The organism is Streptococcus pseudopneumoniae (assembly GCF_001076775.1).
Taxonomy (GTDB): Bacteria; Bacillota; Bacilli; order Lactobacillales; family Streptococcaceae; genus Streptococcus; species Streptococcus pseudopneumoniae_G.
Window position 1 is genome coordinate 26028 of sequence record NZ_JVGV01000029.1, and the last position, 22349, is coordinate 48376.

Genomic DNA, 22349 nt, shown 5'->3' on the forward strand with positions numbered 1-22349 from the left:
TCATTCTTCTATCTTGTCTTTCTGAATGTCATTTTTCCATTTCCATATAGAGTGATAGAAAGGAAATAGAATGGTGTTGTAATATTTTGGACACAGCTTATACAGTCTAATCATACGCGAACTTTTGGCTACCTCAGGATTTTTCTTGGTGATAGTTACATAGTCAGCCAATTTCTGATTATAGACATCTGCATAGGGATTCCCTTTTTGAATATAGTCTTGATAATGCATGGTTGCTACATGAACTAGGTATTTACCAATATAAGGAAGAAGTTCTTCCCTATCAGAATACAAGTCTATCAATTGGTCACTGACTGTAAATACATCCAAGTTTTTGGGAGTAAAGGTTCGATGCATGGTACTAGTTGCGTGTTGACGGTAATAATAGCCTACATAATCAATCTTAACAATCTTTCTGATGTATTTAAGCATACCAATTCCACTATAAATATCTTCAAAAATGAAGCCTTCTAAGTAAGGAATAGCTTCGACAATAGCTCTTCTATAAAGCTTTGTGACTGGATTGACACTTAGTAGGTGGTTAGGAACAACTTTCACTGCCTCTTCAGAATTTCCCTCAAAAAGAATCTTTATCTCTTGAGACTTCGCAGCCAAGAAATCCTTTTTATGCACGGTGAACTGACTTTCTACAATATCGACGTAGTCACTCATATAGTGCATTAAGGTTTCTAAATAATTCGGTAAGATGATATCGTCGCTATCTACAAATGCAATAAACTCGCCTCTTGAAGCTGCTACACCCGTATTTCGTGCAACACTTTGGCCTTGGTTGCTTTGATTGATTAATCGGAAACGCTTATCTGTTTGGCAATAACGTTCACAAATAGCTTGTGAGCCATCTGTAGAACCATCATTGACTAAAAGGACTTCAAGGTCTGTGTAGGTTTGGTTTTGAATGCTGTCTAAACATTCTTCCAGATAAGTTTCTACATTATAAACAGGTACGATTACACTAATCATTCTTTATCCTAACCTTATTTCCTTAATCCAATTTCATCCAAAAGTGTCTTTGTAAAATCTTTTTGAATGGCATTTACCTTGTTATTGACATTTTTTCGTTCGTCAATATAAGGATCTTCAGATTTCATGACACTCGCTAGAAATTCTAATAAATCATGCGAATCACGAATGACACTCCCCACCATAAGACTCTTGATATCTTCAAATACAAAACCACGTTTTTCTTTGTATTCCTCATAATCATTAATGGTAAATGCAACTGGCCTATTTAATAAATAATAATCTAAAAATACTGATGAATAATCAGTAATTAATGCACTTGTTGTTCCCAAAAAGGTATATAAAGTCTCATACTGCTCACTAATAATCTCTTCTGTTAATAGATGAATGGTCGAATAATTCATTTCGAATTGTAACTGAGATTCCTCAAGAGGGTGAAGTTTAATATAAAGTTGATACCCATAGTTTGAGAGTAGTTCTTCAATGTTTTGAAAATCCTCTTCTTCTAAAGAAAATATCAATGCTGCTTGGCTATCATGATAGTTTTTAGAATTACGGTAGGTTGGCATCCAGATGATTTTCTTCTCCTCTTTCTCTTTAAAGAGCTCATCATTTCGAATATTGCCAACAAGAAGCATCTGCTCGTCCTTAGCATTAAAGGCTGCTTTCATGATTGGAGTAAATAAATCTGAAGAGGAGACTAATTTTGTAAAGAAATTATAGTCAATCTTTTCCATGCCAACTTCAAGATTCCCAATTTTTTTCAAGGGCATTCCATGCCACAAGTTGACAACCATCTGGTTTGGAGCAGGTTTGATGGGATACTTGCCAAAAGAATAGAAAAAATATTTAGATGTTAAAAAATAAAAGAAACCTTGATAAATAGAAACATACTTCACATTCTTTTCTTTTTCTAAATGATAAAAATCATTTGAAGCACAAACGATTTCGTATGTTTCCTGATAGCCATTATCCACTAAATAGTGATAAAGTGTTCTAAGATTATCTCTGAACCCCCAATTAGAATAGAGAACAATTCTGTTCCTTTTCTTGGGAATCATTTTATTTATTTTATAAGTAAAATCACTTACTTTGAACAGTAAGGGTTTTAAATAGTTGATCATTCTCTTTTTAAACCTTGCTTATAAATTTCTTTTAAATTTTGAACATTTTCTTCAATATCAAACTGCTTTAGGTGTTCATTTAGCTGTCGTTGTTTCTTCTTGATAGGCGCCTTTTTTATGTAGTTTACCCATTTAGCCTTATCTAGAGGCATGGCTGTGCAAAGTTCACTAACGATCTGAGTTGTTGGATCAATCGTTTCATTCATGAGAATATCGACTCCAGAACACTGAGCCTCTACCAGCACGATTGGGAAACCTTCATACAAAGAAGGAAAGGCAAAGATATCAAAGGCTGAATAAAACTTATGAACATCTTCTCTTTTTCCTGTAAAGATGATATTCTTCACTTCCTTACTTTTCTCTTCTAAAATGGCACGATCTGGACCTTCACCAACAAAGACAAAGGTAACGTCAGGTAATTCTTTAGCAACTTCAATCAAAAAACTCTGATTCTTGAAAGGATTTAAAATACCAATCATCCCTACTACTTTTTGATGTTCAGCTATATGAAACTCTTTGCGAATCTCTTCTCGAAAAGTCGGAGAAAAGCGATACTTATCGATGTCAATTGCATTTGGAAGGATTTGAAAGGATTTCTTTCCAAATATCTTCAGTCCAGCTAATTGGCCACAAGAGACACGATGGGTCGCATTTTTCAAAGCCAAAAAGACCAAAAATCGATTGCGAATACTTTTCAACCAAGTATCTGAAAATTGGCTACTATGATTGTGGTAAATCCTAACTGGGACACCATTTTTTCGAGCATAGTAATTATGGATAAAAGCGGTTATAGGATTATGGACATGGAGAATGTCAATCTTATTCCTTTCATAAAATTGTCGGCACTCTCTCGCATAGGCAAATAGTTTAGAAATCTGTAGGGCAGGAAATACAATGCGTTTGATTTCTTTTTCATCTAGGTATTGATTAAATGGGAAATGAGCGTCGCCATTTGACTCGCCAACCATATATTCAAATTCTTGATCATCAGTTGGGATATGATTCTTTATAAAACTTTGTACCCCGCTCATGGTATTCCTTACACCACCTGTTACATGTATGACTTGATATTTCATCCTAGTTTCCTTGATTCAAATCATTCTTTATCTTAGAGGTTGAAATTTCTTTTGTTCGTGGTAGGTAAACAACCTCTATCCCCATATCACTTAAATAATCAAACTTGCCCTGCCAATCATCTCCAATGACAAAGACATCAGCATGATACTTTTCGATGTCTGAGATTTTTTGATCCCAATTTTCTTCTGGTATGACAAGATCCACATATCTGATAGCCTCTAATAGCGATTTTCTTTTTTCGTAATCGAAATAACATTCTTTATTTTTTTCTAGTCTATTAAATTCATTGGTGGATAATCCTACAATCAAATAATCTCCCAAAGCTTTTGCCCTTTTTAAGAGATTAATATGACCATAATGCAATAAATCAAATGTTCCGTATGTAATGACTCTCTTCATATCTTCCTAACCACCTCTACATCTTCTCTCATTTTTTTCCTATAGACCCATTTCCTAACTGAATTCGGAAGAATTCGAACCGCATTACGAAGGAAAATATTTCTAAGAAATTCTACTAGACTAATGTCTCTTCTACGATAAAAATCTAATTGGAGCATAAAGTCCGTCTTTACATACAAGAAACCGCCTCTACGCAGATAGCTAGAATCGTTAGTCTGCATGACAACCAAGGGATCCTGGATATTCAAAAAATCCTTGGTTGGATTATCGTGTAACAATCTCATTGTGAGGTCATAATCCTCTAGATAGCGGAACTTACGATAATTACCAGCCTTCAAGATATATTTTTTTTTCATCATACTCGATGGATTATTAAAGGGATTTCTCATTTTCGAATATTGACGAATTTCGGCTGTAGTTTCTGGTACTTTCTTTAAGGCGGTAAACTCTGTATTTTTCTCTAGGATATTGGAACCAACCATGATGAGGTTGGGATTTTTTTCAAAGGCTGCTGCTTGCTTTTCAAACCTTGTTTCTAGAGAATAATCATCACTGTCCATTCTAGCAATGAATTCTGTTTGGCATTGATTGACTCCAAAGAGAGAGGCTGGTCCTGAGCCTAAATTTTCAGGTAAATGAAAAACTTTTAAAATCGGAATCTCTCTCTGCAACTTTTGGATTTCTATTTCTAACTCTTCAGTCAATTCGCCATCACAAACTAAAATGATTTCTGTCGGTTTAAGGGTCTGCTGATAAGAACTTAGTAAACTTTTCCTTAAATTTGTAGGAGTCTCTTTTTTATAGACTGTCGTTAGAACTGAAAATTTCATTTTATAACTCCTAAACCTAATTTCCAAATAACCAATCTACAATAACTGAACGGTAGGGAACGACATGGTACCAGTCAGCTTTAAAATAAACAATGACCAGAAAGATTGAAGCATAAACCAATATTACCAAATAAAATAAAATCCACTGAACTTTTTTGTCACCTATTTTAGATAAAACCATGGGGATATATAGGCAAATAAAGGGGGTAAAATAGTGTGCAAATCTGCCAAAAAGACTTGTTTGCAAAGTTGACGCAGTAAATAAAAAGGAGATAAAGAATAGACTTCTTATATATTCTTCTTCAGTAGATAATTTCTTATTTCTAATCACTAATTCACCAAAGATCAGAACGATACCATACCAAATTGTTAAAAATACAGGTGCCCATTTATTGCTTTCCAAAAACCATGATGATTCCAGATAGGAAGTATACTGAGGGAAGAAAGAAATAAAGATAGTTGCAATTTGTTTGATAAAAGGTAAGATGATTAGAAATGCAAGGAACACAAATTGGTATATTCTTTTATTTAAAACGATTTTTTTAAGGGGGAAAAACAAGAGGCAGACGATACCAGATGTATGAAATAAGGGAGTTAGTAAGATAAATACCCATGCTAAAATCTTCTTGTTTTTTACTAAGTAGTGAAACCCTAAAAAACTTAAAGCAATCGCCAGACCTTGCCTGATATTTGATAAAGAATAAAAAAAGAGTCCTAACGAGCTGAAGTAAATCAGTAAACTCATGTAAACATTTTTAGAATGCTTATAAAGAACAAAAAACCAACTTAATAAGGTCAGAAATGCAAATACGAATAAGAGGAATGGATAATGATCACTGAAGTTTCTTAGAAAAATAGTGAACAGTAAGTACCCAATTTCAAATCGAGAACTAAATAAATGTGATAAATCTGGAATCTGAATATTATTTGATTCAAAAATATGGATATAAGTTCCTAAATCTCCACCTACACTAGAAGTACGAAAACCTGCAATGATTAAAAAAAAGAAAAAAGTCGGAAGAACAAGGAAACCTAACTCTTTTACTTTATCCTCATATTTCAATGAGAAAAAGGCAAGAAAAGAGACATAGACGAACATTAAAAGATAGATTGTCATTTTTTCTCTCCTGCCTTTCAAATAGTTAGTTTAATAATAGTAATAATAGGTATCTTTATGTGAATCAATTTTATTCATTATCACACCAAGTAGTCTAGCTCCAACATGGTCTAATCTTCTTTTTGCTTCTATTATTTGTCGTCGTTTTGATTTTTTGATATCTACTACCAGAAGGGTAGCATCCGAAATACTGGCTAAAACTTGGGCATCAGTTGCTGCTAGCAAGGGAGGGGTATCGATAATGACATAGTCATAAAAATCCTCAAATGCTTTAAGTGTTTCATCCATAGAAGAACTAGCTAACATCTCAGAAGGATTAGGCGGAACAGGTCCTGAAGTCAGCACATCTAAATTCACATCATTTATCGTCAAATGATTAATGGAATCTACTCCTGACTTCTTTAATAAAAAAGTGCTGAGTCCTTCAGTGTTATTTAGCTCGGTTAATTTATGTTGAGTTGGTTTACGCATATCCGCGTCTATGATAATCACTCTTTTCCCCTGTTGGGCCAAAGAGGCGGCAAGATTGATACTGACTTCACTCTTGCCTTCATTGGGGTTGGCACTTGTAACGACAATGATTTTAATATTTTTTCCAAATTCTGAGAACTGAAGATTACTCCTTAAAGTTCTAAAGGACTCAGCTACGATGGATTTACTGTTATGAATAACTTCGATATGCATGTCACTCACCTCTTCTCTTTCTCTCTATAGTCGGAATCATCCCGAGAACAGGTGTTCCCACTAACTCTTCCAAGTCTTCGTAAGAATCAATCGAATCACTCAGTACATATTTGATGAAAATAACATTAAATCCTACAAAAGAAAATACTAGAATAGATACAAGAAGATTCTTCCATAGAACGGGATAAACTGGAGAATCACTTCCCAGTGCTTCTGTAACAACTGACAAGTTGTCGCGCCCTAATCTATCTGCTGTAAATTTCTTGTACTGAGACACATACTCTTTAATATAACGTTCAGCTAAATTTCGATCTAGTCCTCTCACTGTTATTGTGACCAACTGAGAACCTGAGTCATTTGTTAATTTAACAGACTTGATTTTTGAAATTTCATCTGGTGATAAGCTTAATGCTTTATTGGTCTCATCTTTTACAGGGGGAAGATCTGCTATCTCTAAATAAGTCTTAGCTTGTCTTTGAAAGAGGTTTATAGCTTCAATCGTTTGCGCATCATTATTTTGCCCATTTGTTTGACTTGAAGTGTTCTTCATTATGAGCTTAGAGGATACACTGTATATAGGAGAAATGATAAAAACAGTATATAGACCAACTGCTGTCGTCCCTACTATAGTAAATAGAAGTAAAAATAGTAGTTTGCTTTTTATCAAAGAAAAAACTCTATTAATATTTTTATTAAAAATAGTCATATTATTGTTTGTTTCCTTTTATTTATTTTTTCTTTCTTAGAACTACCTAGATCCGTTCCCGGTAACCATCACTTTAATTGTTTTTAATAGTATAAGAAAATCTAACTTGATACTTTCGTGATTGATATAGAATAGATCGTAGACTAATTTATCTTTAGGAGTTAATTCATAACCACCATTTACTTGAGCCCATCCTGTGATTCCTGGGCGGACAGCTAAACGTTCATTAAAATTAGGGATATCTTTCAAAAATTCATTGATAAACTCTGGTCGTTCTGGTCGTGGTCCAATAATGGACATCTCACCTTTAATTACATTAATGATTTGTGGTAATTCATCAATTCGTGTTTTACGAATAAAACGTCCAACTTTTGTAATGCGTGTATCATTTTTGCTCGCCCATTTATGACCATTCTTTTCAGCATCTTGATACATGGATCGGAGTTTATAAATTGAAAAACTTTGTCCATTTAAACCAATTCGTTCTTGTATATAAATAGGATTACCACTTGATTCGATTACAATAAAGATACATGCTATTAAACAAATCGGGATAATTAATAGTAATGAGGGTATAGAAATTAGAAGACCTATAATTCTCTTAATTCTCCTATACATAAGCATCATTCTCCTAGAAAAAACTAAGGCGCACACATATATATGCGTGCGCCACTCACTACGTTGATGCATATATATATATATATATATATATATAGTCCTGAGTATAAAAAGCTAGAACTAATAAAAATATGTATATTTACCAAGAATTAAATCATACAGTTCAATATAACATAAAAAAATAAGATTTTCAAGCTTACGTGATTAAAATACAGGAAATATACCTAAATTAAATGTTGCTAAATATTTTTGTTCGATATAATCAACTGAGGATTTACTAAAAATAATTCTTCTGCTCTTTCCTTTCCATACTGATGACTAATTGCGTCAAATGCTTGCTTCATATATGGTGGTCTTGAGCTTAGATTATGCATATCGCTAGCCACACAGTGAACTAGATTATAGGATAGAAAATACTGAGCTCTTTTTTTGAGTAAGCGATACTTATCCCCAAACATTTTAGGCTTAAGAACACTTGAACTATTTATTTGAGTATAACATCCCATATCTATCAGCTCTTTAACTCTTTTTTCATTTTTTTCTAGTTCAGCATAGCGTTCAATATGGGCAATGACAGGTCTAATACCTAACAATAAAACTTTATTTACTGCATTGCGGATTTCCCAATAGGGGGTGGTCGGGCTGAATTCAATCAAAGCATATTGTGTATCGTTCAGAGTAGGAATCTGCTTGCTTTCCAATTTGTCAAGAGCATCTTGGGTGAAGTATATTTCAGCTCCATATAAAAGAGTTAAGTCAGGCAGTTCTTTCTTAGCAAGTGCTTGAACCTCTTTAAAGTTGGTCATAATTGTATCTTCTGAAGTTTCAAACATATTTTTACGACGATGTGAAGTGGATACAATCGTACGAACTCCCTGTGAAAAAGCTTCTTTCAGAAGAGCTAGGCTTTCTTCTTTTGTGCTTGGTCCATCATCTACACCAAAAACAATGTGAGAGTGGATATCAATCATGTAATATTTCCTTATATAATAGAGTTTTAGGCGCTGTAATAAATAATTTAACACATATATATAAGCGTTTTGAATAACCTATAAATATTGGTTTATACAGTTTGTTTTCCTAGTGTTATTATACTACGAAATATTAAAATAATCTAGTTATTCTTATAAGATTTTAAAAGTTATCTAGTATAACAAAGCATATATAAATAAGCGTATTTTGTTTTCGAATAAATCTGTTGAGAATAATAATGACACTGACTATTAAAACTAACACCTACCATGGAATTTCCACGGTAGGTGTTAGTTATATCAATAATCGTTCTAAAAATAGTTTGAGGCAGTTGAGGAGAATTCCTTCGATCCAGCTTTCTTGTGCTGAGGAGAGATGATCTGTCTGGAGACTTTCTTTTAGAAAATCTCGGACTTGTTCTGGTGCGATTTCAAACTCAAAGGCTTTCATTTTATAGAAAAAGTCGAGCAGATGGTCGGATAGGTATTCAGTTGAAAAGGGGACTTCTCCACTTTTTCGATATTCTAATAAGAGCCGAGCAAATCGAGCTTTTTCTTCAGGAAGCTCACGAAAATAGGAATTGAGGAGCCAGGTCTGCTTCTGCTTTCTTTCAATTGGATTCTGACTAGCAATTCGTTGGTCTTTTTCCAACTCTTTTTGGTATTGTTTGGCCTTGATAGCCCGTTCTGTCCGATTTTTACCAAAAAGTATTTTCTCCCACTTGCGTTCTTCTTGGGTTAAGGTTTCTGTAAAACCAAAGTAATCCTGATAAGCCCGCTCTGCTGGTCCCATGGCTAGGACCAGATTATCTGCATATTGTTTGGCGATTTTATCCCTCTTCCTGCGCTCTTTCTCAGCCTGGATACGGAGTTCTTGTTCGTAGTCAATTTTCTCCTTACCTAGCTTGACAAGGTAGAGTTGGTCATCTGGTTTTCCAAGTAAAAAGGGTTTGATACACTTTTCAAGGACTTCTTCCATACGAGCTTTCTTCTTGGGTTCTGCCCTGGTCCAATTTCCTCCTTGAAAGACTTCTAGGAAAAGCTGGTAGTCTCTCTCAGGTGCAAATTGATTGCCACGATTGGGTTTGAAAACACCTTTTTCCCAGAGCCATTTTAGAAGTCGCTCGTCAAAGTCACTTTTATTGACCTTGATTTTTTCCTTTTTCTGGGCTTTTCTGGTAAGATTTTCAACCTTTCTGAGTAATTTTTCTTCCTCTTCTAGTTGCTGGTCAAGGGACAATCGATGAAAATGACGAACACAATCGCTGCCGATTGGAAAGAGGCGTTGGCCTGTGACACCGTTAAAGAGTTCGTAGGCGTATTTGATAGCATTCCCACAAACACAATTGCTACGGCCGATACCATTAAAAATCAAGGAAACTTCATTCCATTCCTTGGTAGCCTGTTCCCAAGTATCGGCTTTTGAAGCCTGTAAAACCGCATCGTGCAGGGATTTTCTAACTGGAAGTGTCATGAGGTCTCCTTTCTAGATTATACTTTTACAACTTGAACCTCGTCTTTACCGAGTAAAATCAAGTATTTTTCAATATTTTCAATCAAATAGGCTCGTGATAAAGCCTCTCCATAAAGGGCTAATTGACCACGATAGCGGTCTATGAGTTGACTTGGCTCGTCATAGCGGTCTGTCTTGTAGTCGAAAAGAACGATACGATCCTCATAAAGCAGATAGCCGTCCAAGATTCCACGGACAACAAAGTATTCCTGACTCTTTTGGTCTCGTTTGATCATGGAGAAAGGTTGCTCGCGATAGAGATGGTCGGTATTAGCGATAATTTCCTGACCGAGTGCTGTGTCAAAGAATGCAAGAATTTTCGAAAGATTGATCTTGTCCCTAACAGCTGGGCTGGTTTGAACTTGTTTGAGAGTTTCTGTCAGGCTAGCAAGTGTTGGTTGCTGACTGAGGTCCATTCTCTGCATGAGTTCGTGGGTAGCACTACCAATCTCAGCTCCTGTTACCTTTTTTTTGGTTGAAAAATCTGGCAAATCAAAGCTGATTTTCTTGTCTACTGACTGACCTTGACCTGCAATCTCGACACCTTCCATATCCATAACTGGTTCGTAGAATTTCTTGATTTGACTTGGGGTTTGAACACTTGGCAATTCAATAGCTGCGCGGTGAAGAGTATTATAGACTTCTACCTCTTTCAGCATTTCAAGAGCTTCTTTGATGGTTTCTGACTGACGATTGTCTGCTTGAGAGCTATCTTGGAGAGGGCTCTTGTTTTCCAACTCTCCGATAGCTTCTCTAGTTAGCTGATCTTCACCAACAAAACGATAGCTAAAGTTGAGATGATCCTTGGCAAATACTTTACTGATAGCCCAAAGCCAATCTTGGAAATTCTTGGCTTGAAGTCTAGTGTTGCTGTTTAGTTTTCCATTTTTAGCTGCAGGAAATTCTTTGCCTTCCAGCTTTTCACGAGAACCCTTGCCGACAAGATAGAGCTTTTTCTCAGCCCTCGTCATGGCAACATACAGCAGACGCATCTGCTCTGAGTAGCTTGCCAGCTGTAATTCTTCTTCGTTCTGTCTATAGGTCAGACTAGGAATGGAGAGTTTGATGGTTTTAGGGTAGTAGGCTTCCACTGCTCCTGTCTCCATCTTGGCAATATACTTGACACCTAGTCCATTTTTACGACTGAGAATGACTTCTGACATAGAGTCTTGCTTGTTGAAATCTTGATCCATATTGAGAATAAAGACGTAAGGAAACTCCAGCCCTTTACTCTTGTGAATGGTCATGAGCTCTATTGCATCTTTTGGCGGTGCGACAGCCACGCTTGCCAAATCGTGCTGGGCTTCTAAAACCTGATCAATCATACGAATAAAACGCGACAAACCCTTGAAATTGCTCTTTTCAAATTGATCAGCACGCAGTGCTAGGGCATAGAGATTGGCCTGTCTAGCAGGACCATTTGGCAAAGCTCCAACATAATCATAATAAAAACGGTCATTGTAAATCTTCCAAATCAAGTCATAGAGGGAGTGGGTTTTGGCGTACAAGCGCCAAGAGGCCAAGATATCCATGAATTGCTTTAGTTTCTCAGCTAGAGCTGAGTGAATCAAGACTTTTTGGCTACTTACCTGTTTTTGAGCATTTACTAGTTTCTCATAGAGATTTTCGTGGACTTTATCCTCTGCTTTCTGAAGGGAAAAACGTGCTAACTCGTCCTCATCAAAGCCAAACATAGGAGACTTCATAAGGGCAACCAAGGCATAGTCTTGAAGAGGATTGTGAATGACACGAAGGGTGTCTAGCATGACTTGCACTTCTAGGGATTGAAGATAATTGTTTTGCTCTCCGTCAGTTTTGACAGGAATTCCGTACTCAGACAGGGCGAGAAGGATCTGGTCATTACGACTGCGACTGGAGGTCAGAAGGGCGATTTCTTTAAAGGAAACACCTTGTTCCTTATGTAGTTTAAGGATTTCCTTGATAACCAGGCGCATTTCGCCTGTTAGTTTCGTTTCTGCCTGCCCCTCTTCTTCCTCACTTGTGTCGTCCTTATCGTAGATGAGAAATTCTGCCTTGTTGTCTGGATTAGGAGTCAGTTTGGTATTGGCAAAAACAAGCTGGTGCATGTTATCATAGTTGATTTCGCCGACCTCTTGGTCCATAAGGCGTTCAAAAACATCATTGGTTGCTGATAGCACTTCTGAACTACTACGGAAATTTTCTTTGAGGAGAATGAGCTTGCCCTCTTTTGGATTTTGCGCATAGCGTTGGAACTTTTCATTGAAAATCTGCGGATCTGCCTGACGGAAACGATAGATAGACTGCTTGATATCTCCCACCATAAAGCGATTGTGTCCATTAGAAAGTAATTCCAGCATCCGTTCTTGAATATGGTTGGTATCCTGATACTCATCGACCATGACTTCATGGAAGCGCTCCTGATAATCCTGACGAACTTGTGGGAAATTCTCTAAAATCTCAATGGTGTAATGGCTAATATCAGCGAATTCAAAGGCATTTTCCTGACGTTTGCGCTGACGATAAGCTTCTACAAAATCACTCATGAAGGCTTGGAAGGTTTTAGCTAGTTCCCATGTATCTCCATGATAACGTTCTTGATAGTCGAGAATGGTTATCTGGTCTGACAGTTGTCCTAGTTTAGCAAACTGAGTCTTTCTCTCTTCGTTGTAGGCATCGACCAGCGGCTTCAAATCAGCCTTACGACTGGCATTGGTCAGAGCTCGACCATTTTTCTCTTTCGAAATTGCGACAACACGCGCAAGTACTGCCTGATAAGCCTGACTATCGGACTCCTGATTTAGGGAGCCAATTTCATCCAGAATCAACTGAACATTTTCTAAATAGGCTGCCTTTGGAAACTCCTTGGCATCATTATCCAGATGATAACGAAAAAAGCTTTCCAAATCCCAAAGGGCTTGTTTGATTTGCTCAGTCAATCTTTCTTTTTCACTGGTAAAATCAGCTTTCTCAAAGCCTTTGAGGAAAGATTCACTCAGCCATTTCTGAGGATTGCTGGTGGATTGGAGGAAGTCATAGATTTTATAGACTTGCTGGCATAGCCCCCGTTCATCTTTTCCACGTCCAGCAAAGTTTTTCAGCAAATGACTAAAGGTTTCTTTCTGTTTACCTTGGTAATGGGCTTCAAAGACCTCATGAAAGACTTCGTTTTTTATAAGAAGTTGCTCGCTTTGGTTTTGTAAAATCCTGAAATTAGGCGCAATATCAATCAGATAGCCATGTTTGCCAAGGAATTTTTGTGTGAAAGAGTCCATGGTTCCGATGGCTGCGTTGGGTAGGTCTGCCAACTGGCGGCCCAAGTGTTGTTTGAGGTCAATGTCATCGCTTTCTTGGATTTGTTGGCTGATTTTTTTCTCCAAACGTTCTTTAAGTTCAGTCGCAGCCTTGACGGTAAAGGTTGAGATAAAGAGTTGAGAAATTTCGACACCACGCGCCAATTGGTCCAGAATACGCTCGGCCATGACAAAAGTCTTCCCAGAGCCAGCCGATGCTGAGACCAGGATATTCTGGCCAGAAGTGTAGATAGCTTCAATTTGCTCGGCAGTTTTCTTTTGTTCCTTGCTCGAATGCGCTTCTGCTTCTTGAAGTTTTTGAATTTCCTCCTCAGTTAAAAAGGGAATGGGCTTCATCGATTCAACTCCTCTCTTATTTTTTCAAACCAAGCTTGCTTGAGTTTTTCTCCGACCAGACGCTTGCCATCAGTTAAGTCCAACTTTTCTAGGAAACGGGCTTGGCCCAAGTGGTAATTGGCTTCAAATCCGGTGATGGCTTGATGTTGCTGAACATACGGTGCAATACTTCTGCCATTTTCAGTATAAGGATTAATGGCGAACTGACCTGCTAAAATTTTCTCAGCTGCTTTCTTGTAAAGTTGGGCATTGTAGTCCAGCAGGAGCTGGAATTCCTCATCTGTCAGCTGATTAGCCTTGTTTTTATTGTAAAATTCACCCAAATGACTGCTTTCTTTTTCTAAAAAGAGGCCTTGGTATTTCATTGACTTGCTAGCTTCTACTACTGCACCTGCCAGACTTTTAACGGCCATCAGAGATTGGACAGGCTCAGCCATTTCCAAGTACATGGCACCGAAAAAGTTCTGCTCCCCTTCTCTTTTTAGGGCAGCTAGATAGGTTGGCAACTGGGAATTGAGCCCATTAAAGAAATGAGGAAACTGGAACTGAGTTAGACTAGACTTGTAGTCTACTACTCCTATCGCCCCATCAGCTTTCAATCGGTCAATGCGGTCAACCTTACCTCGTACAAAGACACTGCGCCCATTATCCAATTGAATAAAGGCTTGCTCTTTCCCACCGAAATTTGCTTCTTCTTTGATGGTTTCGATGGCTGGATTATGGCGGAGAATGTGACCAGTCGTCCGTGCAACATCAAGCAAAACTTCTTTGGTAAACTGGGCTTCCAAACTTTCTTGATAAATGGCTTCAAATTCGCGTTCTTGACTGGTTTCTTGGATAGCTTGTTCTAAACGTTTGTCAAAGGAATCTTCGTCAGGCAACTGCAAGGCGCGTTCAAAAATGCGGTGTAAGAAATTCCCATGACTGCGGGCATCAGGACGTAGACGTAATTCCTCTTGCAAGCCTAAAACGTAGCGGAGGAAATAACTGTATTGGTTTCGGTAAAACTCCGTCAAACCAGACGTAGACAGGTAAAATTCCTTGTCAGCTGGATAGAGAGCCTGTAAGGTATCCTTGGTCAACTGCTTACTGCTTGGACTGATTGGGAGGGCTGGATTTTCCAGACCTTGCTGTTCTAGTTTTTTACCCATCACACGCGCAAGAACCTTGACAAAGGTCAAATCTTGCTCAGTATCACTCGTCTCGCCCTGCTGGTGATAGGCAACCAGACTGGACAAAAGACTGTGATAGGACCCCATATCTTCCTTAGACAGCCCTTTGTGATTCATCCTCTTCTCTTTCCGCCTAAATCCAAAATTGACCAACTCTTGAAGATAGGCAGATTCCTTGCTTTCACTTTCGTTAAAAAGGCTTGGAGCCGACAAGACCAACTGCTTACGAGCAGAATTGACCAAGGAAAGCATAGTATAGCAATTTTTCTTGAAATTTTCACTACTTGCAATCAGTAACAGTGCTCCCTCTTCTGTCGCTTGGTTTAAGCTTTGTCTCTCTTCATCTGTCAATAGACTGGTGTTTTGCGCAATTTTTGGTAAGTTGTCCTGAGTCAGTCCAATTGCGTAGACAAAGTCAGCAGTCAGTGGTGCAATCAAATCGTAACTCTGCACCAGAACGGTGTTCACTGTCGCTGGAATGATACGGTATTGAGATAGGCTCATTCCAGAATGGAGCAAGGCTAGGAAGTCTTCTAGACTAACTGGTGAACCAGCAAAAACAGTCGCAAATTGTTCTAAAATATGACAGAATGCCTTCCAAACTTCAGCTTGTCTTTCCTGTTCAAGAGCTTCCATAGTGGCTGTCAAATCTTGCAGTTGCTTGGTTACAGCTCCTTCTTTTAGAAAAGAATTCCACTTTTGCAAGAGATTTTCAGCCTTCTGTTTTCGGCTAGCAAAAAGAGTCTCAAGAGGGGTTAAAATACGCAGACGAAGAGCATTTAAACGTTCCAGATTAAATTTTCCATGGTGGGATTTGGTGAAGGTTTGCTGAAAAGCTGGCAAGCCGTTGATACCAAGATAGCGAAGATATTGCTCAAAAGCATCAATATCAGCCTGACTAAGGTCGGTATACAAACCTGTTCTGAGAAGGTTAATCAAATCCTCCTGACGGAAACGATAGCGTTTCAAAGCTAAAATAGACTCGACAAACTGTGTCAAGGGATGATGCGCCATGGATTCGCTTCTACCAAGATAGAAAGGAATCTGGTACTGGTCAAAAATGGTTTTAAGAGATAACTGATAAGAAACTACATCCCCCAAGAGAATACGAAAATGCTTGTAGCTCAGGTCTGAGTTCTCATGCAATTTCTGACGAATGCTACGGGCTACTAACTCCAACTCCTCCTTTTGTGTCAAGCAAGACCAGATTTGTAAGTTTTCACAGTCTTTCTCATCGACATCCAATGTTAATTCTGAAAAGTCATAAGAAGACTCCAGCAAACGAGAGGCCTTGTCAAAGCTATCCGTTTTCTCATGAGTCCGAGAACGGTCTTGAGCAGGAGTTTGGTATTTGGAGGCTAGATGATGGAGAAACTCCACACTGGCTTGGTAGAGATTGCCCTCGCTAAAAGGGCTAGTATAGGCTTTCTTACTAGCGTAAGTCCCAATGACAATCTCAACACCCTTGCCATGAAGTAAGTCCACAATCCGCTCCTCCTCAGCAGAAAAACGGGTAAATCCGTCAATAACTAAGGCAATCTGGCTAAAATCACTACTAACTTTGTTATTCTCAATAGCCTCAATCAAATGGGATAACTGACTTCCCTGAGCTAACTGCCCTTGGTTAAGATAGGCCGTTACTTTCTCAAAAATCAAGAGTAAATCGGCTCTCTTGTCTTCATCAGTCAAACTCTCCAAGTCCAAAAAACTCATCTGAGCCTTGGTCATCTCGTGGTAAAGCTCAATCAACTGCTGGATAAACTGAGGATCCTGCTTGATAGCTCCATAAACACGTAAATCCTTAGGATCAAGTTCGGCAAGGCATTTGTAAAAGGCCATCCCAAGACCGATGTCATCTAGACTGGTCTTGGCAGGCAAGTCATTCAAGATCAGGTATCGAGCCATTTGAGCAAAGCGCGTGACGGTAATCGCAAAAGAAGCCTGCTGGGACAAGCATTCCAGCACGGCACGTTCCTTTTCAAAAGAAAGAGAGTTGGGAGCGATGTAGAAGACCCGCTTGCCAGCAGCAACTAGCTCCTCCGCCTCTTTGGTTAGAATTTCAGTCAAAGAAGTCCGAATATCAGTATAAAGTAATTTCATCTCTGCCTCGTTGGAATTTTTCATTACCTTTTATTATACCATGATTAGCCCGAAGATTCCTCCTCCTTTCCTCCAAAATATGCTATAATAATACCAAAAGAAAAAGAAGGAAGATCTATGATTAAACTACTAGCCTTGGATATGGACGGAACCCTCCTCAATGAAGCCAAGGAAATCCCACAAGCTCACATCACTGCTATTCACCAAGCTATTGAAAAAGGTGTCAAACTGGTTCTCTGTACGGGGCGCCCCCTTTTCGGTGTCCTCCCCTACTATAAAAAACTTGGGCTTGATCTCCAGAATGAGTATGTGATTGTTAACAACGGTTGTTCAACTCACCAGACCAGTAATTGGGGGCTAGTTGACTGGCAAGAACTCAGTCCAGCTGACATTGAATATCTCTATGAGCTTGCTGAAAAGAGTGAGGTTCAGTTGACTCTTTTTGATGAGGAACATTATTTTGTCCTTGGTGGTAAGCCTAATGAAATCATTCAAAATGATGCCAAGCTAGTCTTTTCAGACCTGACTGAAATTTCTCTTGAGGAAGCGACTAGTGGCAAGTATCGCATGTTCCAAGGTATGTTTTTGGGGACAGAAAGCCAAACAGACGATTTTGAGAATCGTTTTGCTGGGGAGCTTTGCCAACGATTTAGCGGTGTTCGTTCGCAGCCTGTGATTTATGAAGCTATGCCACTTGGTACGACAAAGGCTACTGCTCTTTCTCGACTAGCAGATATTTTGAAGATTGATTCCTCAGAAATCATGGCCATGGGCGATGCCAATAACGATATCGAAATGCTCCAGTTTGCAGGACTTGGCATTGCAATGGGAAATGCCAGCGATTATGTCAAATCCCTAGCTGATGACGTTACAGCAAGCAACGAAGAAGACGGCGTTGCGCGTGCCATTGAGAAATATATTTTATAATTAAGAAGCCCAGTTCGTGTCAACTGGGTTTTGATATTTAAGAATTCCTAAAACTTTAGAAACTCTTTAGAAATCCTTGAGCTTTCTTTGATTTCTATGCTTTATACTAAAGTTAACAAAATAAATCAAAAGGAGAGAATCATGAAAACAGTACTTGACATTCATGGATTGTCCAAAAACTTTGACAAACAAGCTATTCTTCAGGATCTTCATCTAACGATAAGAGAGGGAGATATTTATGGACTTATCGGGAAGAACGGAGCTGGGAAAACAACCTTGATAAAAATCATTACACAACTACTGTTTGCAGATAGAGGAACTGTTTCCCTCTTTTCTAGTCAATCGGAAAATGAGTGGACCAGGGCTCTATCTCGAGTAGGTTCAGTGATCGAATCACCTGTAGCTCATAATCACTTAACAGCCTATCAAAATCTGAAATATTATTGTATGATTAGACATATTCCAAATGCTGATCAAGTCATTCGAGAAACGCTTGACTATGTAGGTTTGCCAGATACAGGTAAGAAAGTCTTTCGTGATTTCTCTCTAGGAATGAAACAAAGACTTGGCATCGCCATTGCCCTCCTATCGAAACCAGACTTCCTAATATTAGATGAACCTATCAACGGTCTCGACCCAATCGGTATCAAAGAATTTCGTCTAATGATTCAACGGCTCAATCAAGAAAAAGGGATAACCATTCTCATCTCTAGCCATATCTTGTCAGAACTCTATCTCGTAGCAAATCGCTTTGGTATTTTAGATCAAGGAAAGATTATCCGTGAAATCAGCAAAGCTGAATTTGAAACACTAAGTGAGGATTATATTGTGCTTAAGACAACTGATCGAGAGAAAGCTTGTCAAGTATTGAAAGAACAAATCCAGCTCCAGTTCAAGGTTGTTAATCCAAAAAATGAAATCCATATCTTTGGTCAGGAACAAGATGTCAAACAGATTCTCAAGGAATTAACCTTGGCAGACGTTGCCATTGACGAGATTTACTATGCCCGTCAAAACCTAGAAGAATACTTCACCCAATTGGTCGAATAGGAGGAAAATCATGATACATACCATTCAAGCAGACTTTTACCGTCTTTTCCGTTCCAAAGGATTCTGGATTACAGAGTTCATTCTCTTTTCTCTCATGCTAATGGGAGCAAGTATAGGAGCCACGGGTCATCTGATGGCAATCCAGGCAGAAGAATCAGAAATTCCAACCCAAGGTTGGAATGGTGTACAAGCCCTAATCAACGCATCTAGTCAAGGCTCAAACCTCGTTTTTCTCTGCATCGTCCTAGCCTGCCTCGTGCTTGGAGTTGATTTAATCGGCAAACTCTATAAAAATAATTTAACAGTGGGTGTTTCTCGTACCGAGTTTTTCCTTGCCAAAGCCTTTGTATTGACTTGTATTGCACTCTTGCAACTTATCATCAGCCTTGTGATTGCCTTTATTCCAGCAACGATCTTAAATGGATTTGGAACTATGCCTGATGGCTTTATTGGCAATCTACTAATAACCATTTTCCTTCAATTATTTTGCCTCCTTGCTTGGCTTTCCATTGTTTCCTTTATTCTCTATGTGAGTCATTCTTATCTTGCAGTATTTATTGGTTATTTTGTCAGCTCTATCTTACTTTCTATGCCAATGCTCATTTTTCCAAATATCAAAATTTTACCATATTTGTCCTTGCAATTTACCTATGCTATGACTGCTAATAGTGAGTCAATTCTCTACACACTTATAGTTAGCTTAGCTGTTATTGTAATCTTTAATCTAAGTGGACTGGCAGTTTTCAAAAAGAAAAGTCTATAATAAAACAACCTCCTCTAGCCTACAGAGGAGGTTTATTTCTTTAAAAGTAAATGAAAACCGACAACCATTGCCCATCTGTGCTTAGTTTCATCTCTGCACCAAGAAGATGGCATAATTCCTCAGTGATATAAAGTCCTAAACCAGAGGATTCTTCCGTGTCTGATAGATTTTCAGAATAAAAACGGTTGCTGAGATTTTCTATTCTTTTGATGGGTTGTTTGACAAGGTTTGCAATCTCTAAGACAAGCTGTTCCTTTTTCTTTCTTAAAGATAGACGTGCTTCTTCCTTGCCATGCTTGAGAACATTTCCAAGCAGATTTTGTAAAATTCGATCCAGTAAGTCTTCATCAGTCCTCATTTTCAGACCAGCTTCAACCTTAAAATCAAGCGTGATATTTGCCGCCTGAAAAACATCATAATAAGCCAAAGTCTTTTTGGTGATAAAAGCTGAAAGGTCCACTTCTTCCAGTTTCGGTTTGACAGCTCCTTCCATCAAACGACGATATTCTAGGAGAGCCTCCAAACGTTTGGAAACTAAATCAAGATGCTGGGCTATTTTTTGTAAGGTTTCTGCTTTGTTTTCAGGAGTTTTTATCAATTGTTGGGTGTAGCCTGAAGCGATAGTCAGAGGGGTCCGAATATCATGGGCGATATTGCTGATGGCCATATCCAGAGTCTGTTTTTCCCTTTTCATAACCAGTCGAGATTGTTCCACTTCCTGAAATAGATTCTCAATCTGCTGGTAGAGATGCAAAAAATGTTTGGAAAAAATGCTGACTCCGACTCTTTTCATACTACCTGTGAGAATCTTGTCTTCAATCTGTTGACTCAAGTTTTTAAGTGCTAAATGGTAGCGAATTAATGCAATCGATAAAATAATTAGGAGTACTAGTAGGACAAAAATTATCATGTAGGTCATTGCTTGTCTCCTTTTAATCTTACCCCAACGCCCCAGATGGTTTCAATATATTCTTGATTTGGGTCAAGCTGGTTTAATTTTTTACGAAGATTACTCAAATGCGTATTGAGAGTATTATCTCCAGGTAGGTAGCTATCCTCCCAGACCAATTCATAAAGTTCTTCCTTGGTGAAAATTTTCTTTGGATATTTAAGGAGAGTTTGGAGAATCAAGCATTCTTTCTTGGCAAGGCGAATCGTTTCCTGACTATTTTTGATTTCAAAGCTTTCGGCATCAAACTGGATATTTTTCAAGTTTTGTGGCAGATGTTCAGTTTCTCTTATTTCCATAGGCTGTTTTTCTACACTTTGGCGTAACTGAACAGTAACTCTGGCAAAGACTTCATCCAAATCAAAAGGTTTCACTATGTAATCATTGGCACCGTCTAAGAGATATTGACTGATTAACTTCTTATCGCTCAAGGCTGTCAGCATAATGACTGGAGTTTGACTTTGTTCCCTAATGGCTTTTAAAACCTGATCCCCATTTTTCCCAGGAAGCATGATATCTAGCAAAACGAGGTCAATTCCACCTTGGTCAAAACGCATGATTCCTTCTGTACCGGAAAAGGCTTGAATCACCTCATGCTCCTCAGTAAGAAGTGTTCGCAAAATTTCTTGAATGTCACTATTGTCTTCAATAACCAATATTCTAGCCATATATACCAACCTTTCTGCAACTATTATAGCATGTTTTATTGATAAAGCTTAAACAGAAAAGCTCCTCGCATAAAAGCGCGAGAAAGCTTTAGAGGGTTAAAATATAAAATCCACTTACTAGACAACATAGTATCCTTATAGTTGAAAATAAGAAGTTAATCTAGCAGAATGAATCTCTCATTTCTCCCCTACTAGTCCGTAATGCGTTGATACATTTCGGGTCTTCTATCTCGAAACAAGCCCCAGTTTAGGCGTTCGCTTGCTCCCTTGTCTAGGTCATAAGTAGCTAACAGAACAGCTTCAGCTTGTCTTTCAGCTCGCTCTAGAATAGCTCCTGTTTCATCCGTCATAAAGGAGGAACCGTAGAAGTCAAGACTGGAACTCTGTCCACCATTTTCCTCACTTGGAGTGACTTCCTCTAATCCATAACGATTGGCTGCAATAACTGGGACAATATTTGCTGCTGCATGACCTTGCATAGTACGTTGCCAGTGACCACAACTGTCCGTATCTAGGATAGGCTCAGAGCCAATAGCAGTTGGATAAAAGAGCAATTCAGCACCATTTAACGCAAGACAGCGCGCTGTTTCAGGAAACCATTGATCCCAACAGATACCGACCCCAATCTTGGCATAGCGAGTATCCCAGACCTTGAAACCTGTGTTGCCAGGCGTAAAATAAAATTTCTCTTGATAGTAATGGTCGTCTGGTATGTGGGTCTTCCGATAAACGCCCAGCACTTCCCCATCTGCATCAATGACAGCAATAGAGTTATATAAGACATTGCCATCTTTTTCATAGAAACTGATCGGTAAAACAACTTCTAGTTCCTTAGCAATCGCCTTAAAATGCTGAATGGCAGTATTTTCTGTCACCGATTGGGCATGCTGGTAGTAGTCATACTGACGTTCCTGACAGAAATAGGGACGTTCAAATAACTCGGGCAAGAGAATAATTTGTGCACCTTGTTCTGCAGCCTGACGTACTAAACGCTCTGCGGTTTGGATATTTGTTGCCACATCCTTAGCGCATTGCATCTGAATGGCTGCAACTCTTACATTTCTCATCTTT

General features: G+C 38.4%; 19 protein-coding genes. 3 read left to right on the top strand and 16 right to left on the bottom strand.

The features are described from left to right. From ADJ60_RS08725 to rexB, 13 genes are all read right to left on the bottom strand, one after another. Positions 1–981, bottom strand: coding sequence for a glycosyltransferase family 2 protein (locus tag ADJ60_RS08725; RefSeq protein ID WP_049544609.1), 981 nt, complete (start codon positions 979–981; stop codon positions 1–3). Positions 982–995: 14 nt separating this feature from the next. Beyond that, on the bottom strand, positions 996–2105 hold the full coding sequence (locus ADJ60_RS08730; protein WP_049544610.1) for a CDP-glycerol glycerophosphotransferase family protein: 1110 nt from the start codon (positions 2103–2105) through the stop codon (positions 996–998). After that, positions 2102–3181 (bottom strand): glycosyltransferase, encoded by a 1080-nt coding sequence (locus tag ADJ60_RS08735; RefSeq protein WP_049544611.1) that lies wholly within the window; start codon positions 3179–3181, stop codon positions 2102–2104. The genes ADJ60_RS08730 and ADJ60_RS08735 overlap by 4 nt, the downstream gene beginning before the upstream one ends. A 1-nt stretch (position 3182) precedes the next feature. Beyond that, positions 3183–3581: a glycerol-3-phosphate cytidylyltransferase gene (tagD, locus tag ADJ60_RS08740; protein WP_049544612.1), complete on the bottom strand. Its 399-nt coding sequence runs from the start codon at positions 3579–3581 to the stop codon at positions 3183–3185. Continuing rightward, entirely contained in the window at positions 3578–4411 is an 834-nt protein-coding gene (locus ADJ60_RS08745) for a glycosyltransferase (protein ID WP_049544613.1), read from the bottom strand. Before ADJ60_RS08745 ends, tagD begins: the two co-directional genes overlap by 4 nt. Positions 4412–4427: 16 nt before the next feature. Continuing rightward, positions 4428–5528: an EpsG family protein gene (locus ADJ60_RS08750; RefSeq protein ID WP_049544614.1), complete on the bottom strand. Its 1101-nt coding sequence runs from the start codon at positions 5526–5528 to the stop codon at positions 4428–4430. A gap of 30 nt (positions 5529–5558) precedes the next feature. After that, positions 5559–6212 (bottom strand): CpsD/CapB family tyrosine-protein kinase, encoded by a 654-nt coding sequence (locus tag ADJ60_RS08755; RefSeq protein WP_045611653.1) that lies wholly within the window; start codon positions 6210–6212, stop codon positions 5559–5561. Position 6213: 1 nt separating this feature from the next. Then, entirely contained in the window at positions 6214–6918 is a 705-nt protein-coding gene (locus ADJ60_RS08760; protein WP_045611656.1) for a YveK family protein, read from the bottom strand. Positions 6919–6960: 42 nt separating this feature from the next. Beyond that, positions 6961–7536, bottom strand: coding sequence for a sugar transferase (locus tag ADJ60_RS08765; RefSeq protein WP_052691054.1), 576 nt, complete (start codon positions 7534–7536; stop codon positions 6961–6963). A gap of 239 nt (positions 7537–7775) precedes the next feature. Then, complete coding sequence (gene cps4B, locus ADJ60_RS08770; RefSeq protein ID WP_049544615.1) at positions 7776–8507, bottom strand: capsular polysaccharide biosynthesis protein Cps4B; 732 nt, start codon at positions 8505–8507, stop codon at positions 7776–7778. A 295-nt stretch (positions 8508–8802) separates the two neighbouring features. After that, positions 8803–9981 (bottom strand): hypothetical protein, encoded by a 1179-nt coding sequence (locus ADJ60_RS08775; RefSeq protein ID WP_049544616.1) that lies wholly within the window; start codon positions 9979–9981, stop codon positions 8803–8805. 17 nt (positions 9982–9998) lie between these two features. Beyond that, positions 9999–13649: a helicase-exonuclease AddAB subunit AddA gene (gene addA / locus ADJ60_RS08780; protein WP_049544617.1), complete on the bottom strand. Its 3651-nt coding sequence runs from the start codon at positions 13647–13649 to the stop codon at positions 9999–10001. Continuing rightward, positions 13646–16921, bottom strand: coding sequence for an ATP-dependent nuclease subunit B (gene rexB / locus ADJ60_RS08785; protein ID WP_049544638.1), 3276 nt, complete (start codon positions 16919–16921; stop codon positions 13646–13648). The genes addA and rexB overlap by 4 nt, the downstream gene beginning before the upstream one ends. Before the next feature lie 117 nt (positions 16922–17038). Here rexB and ADJ60_RS08790 point away from each other — a divergent pair, with 117 nt between their 5' ends. The 3 genes from ADJ60_RS08790 (at position 17039) to ADJ60_RS08800 (ending at position 19661) form a co-directional block, all read left to right on the top strand. Next, entirely contained in the window at positions 17039–17848 is an 810-nt protein-coding gene (locus ADJ60_RS08790; protein ID WP_049544618.1) for a Cof-type HAD-IIB family hydrolase, read from the top strand. A gap of 141 nt (positions 17849–17989) precedes the next feature. Next, positions 17990–18898 carry an ABC transporter ATP-binding protein gene (locus ADJ60_RS08795; RefSeq protein WP_049544619.1) on the top strand — a complete coding sequence of 303 codons (909 nt, stop codon included), beginning with the start codon at positions 17990–17992 and terminating at the stop codon, positions 18896–18898. Positions 18899–18908: 10 nt separating this feature from the next. Next, positions 18909–19661: an ABC transporter permease gene (locus ADJ60_RS08800; protein ID WP_049544620.1), complete on the top strand. Its 753-nt coding sequence runs from the start codon at positions 18909–18911 to the stop codon at positions 19659–19661. A 40-nt stretch (positions 19662–19701) separates the two neighbouring features. Here ADJ60_RS08800 and ADJ60_RS08805 read toward each other — a convergent pair whose 3' ends face one another. The 3 genes from ADJ60_RS08805 to aguB all read right to left on the bottom strand — a co-directional run bounded on the left by ADJ60_RS08805 (position 19702) and on the right by aguB (position 22345). After that, positions 19702–20580, bottom strand: coding sequence for a sensor histidine kinase (locus tag ADJ60_RS08805; RefSeq protein WP_049544621.1), 879 nt, complete (start codon positions 20578–20580; stop codon positions 19702–19704). Continuing rightward, complete coding sequence (locus ADJ60_RS08810; protein WP_049544622.1) at positions 20577–21278, bottom strand: response regulator transcription factor; 702 nt, start codon at positions 21276–21278, stop codon at positions 20577–20579. The genes ADJ60_RS08805 and ADJ60_RS08810 overlap by 4 nt, the downstream gene beginning before the upstream one ends. Positions 21279–21469: 191 nt before the next feature. Next, positions 21470–22345 carry an N-carbamoylputrescine amidase gene (gene aguB / locus ADJ60_RS08815; protein WP_049544623.1) on the bottom strand — a complete coding sequence of 292 codons (876 nt, stop codon included), beginning with the start codon at positions 22343–22345 and terminating at the stop codon, positions 21470–21472. Positions 22346–22349 lie beyond the last annotated feature (4 nt).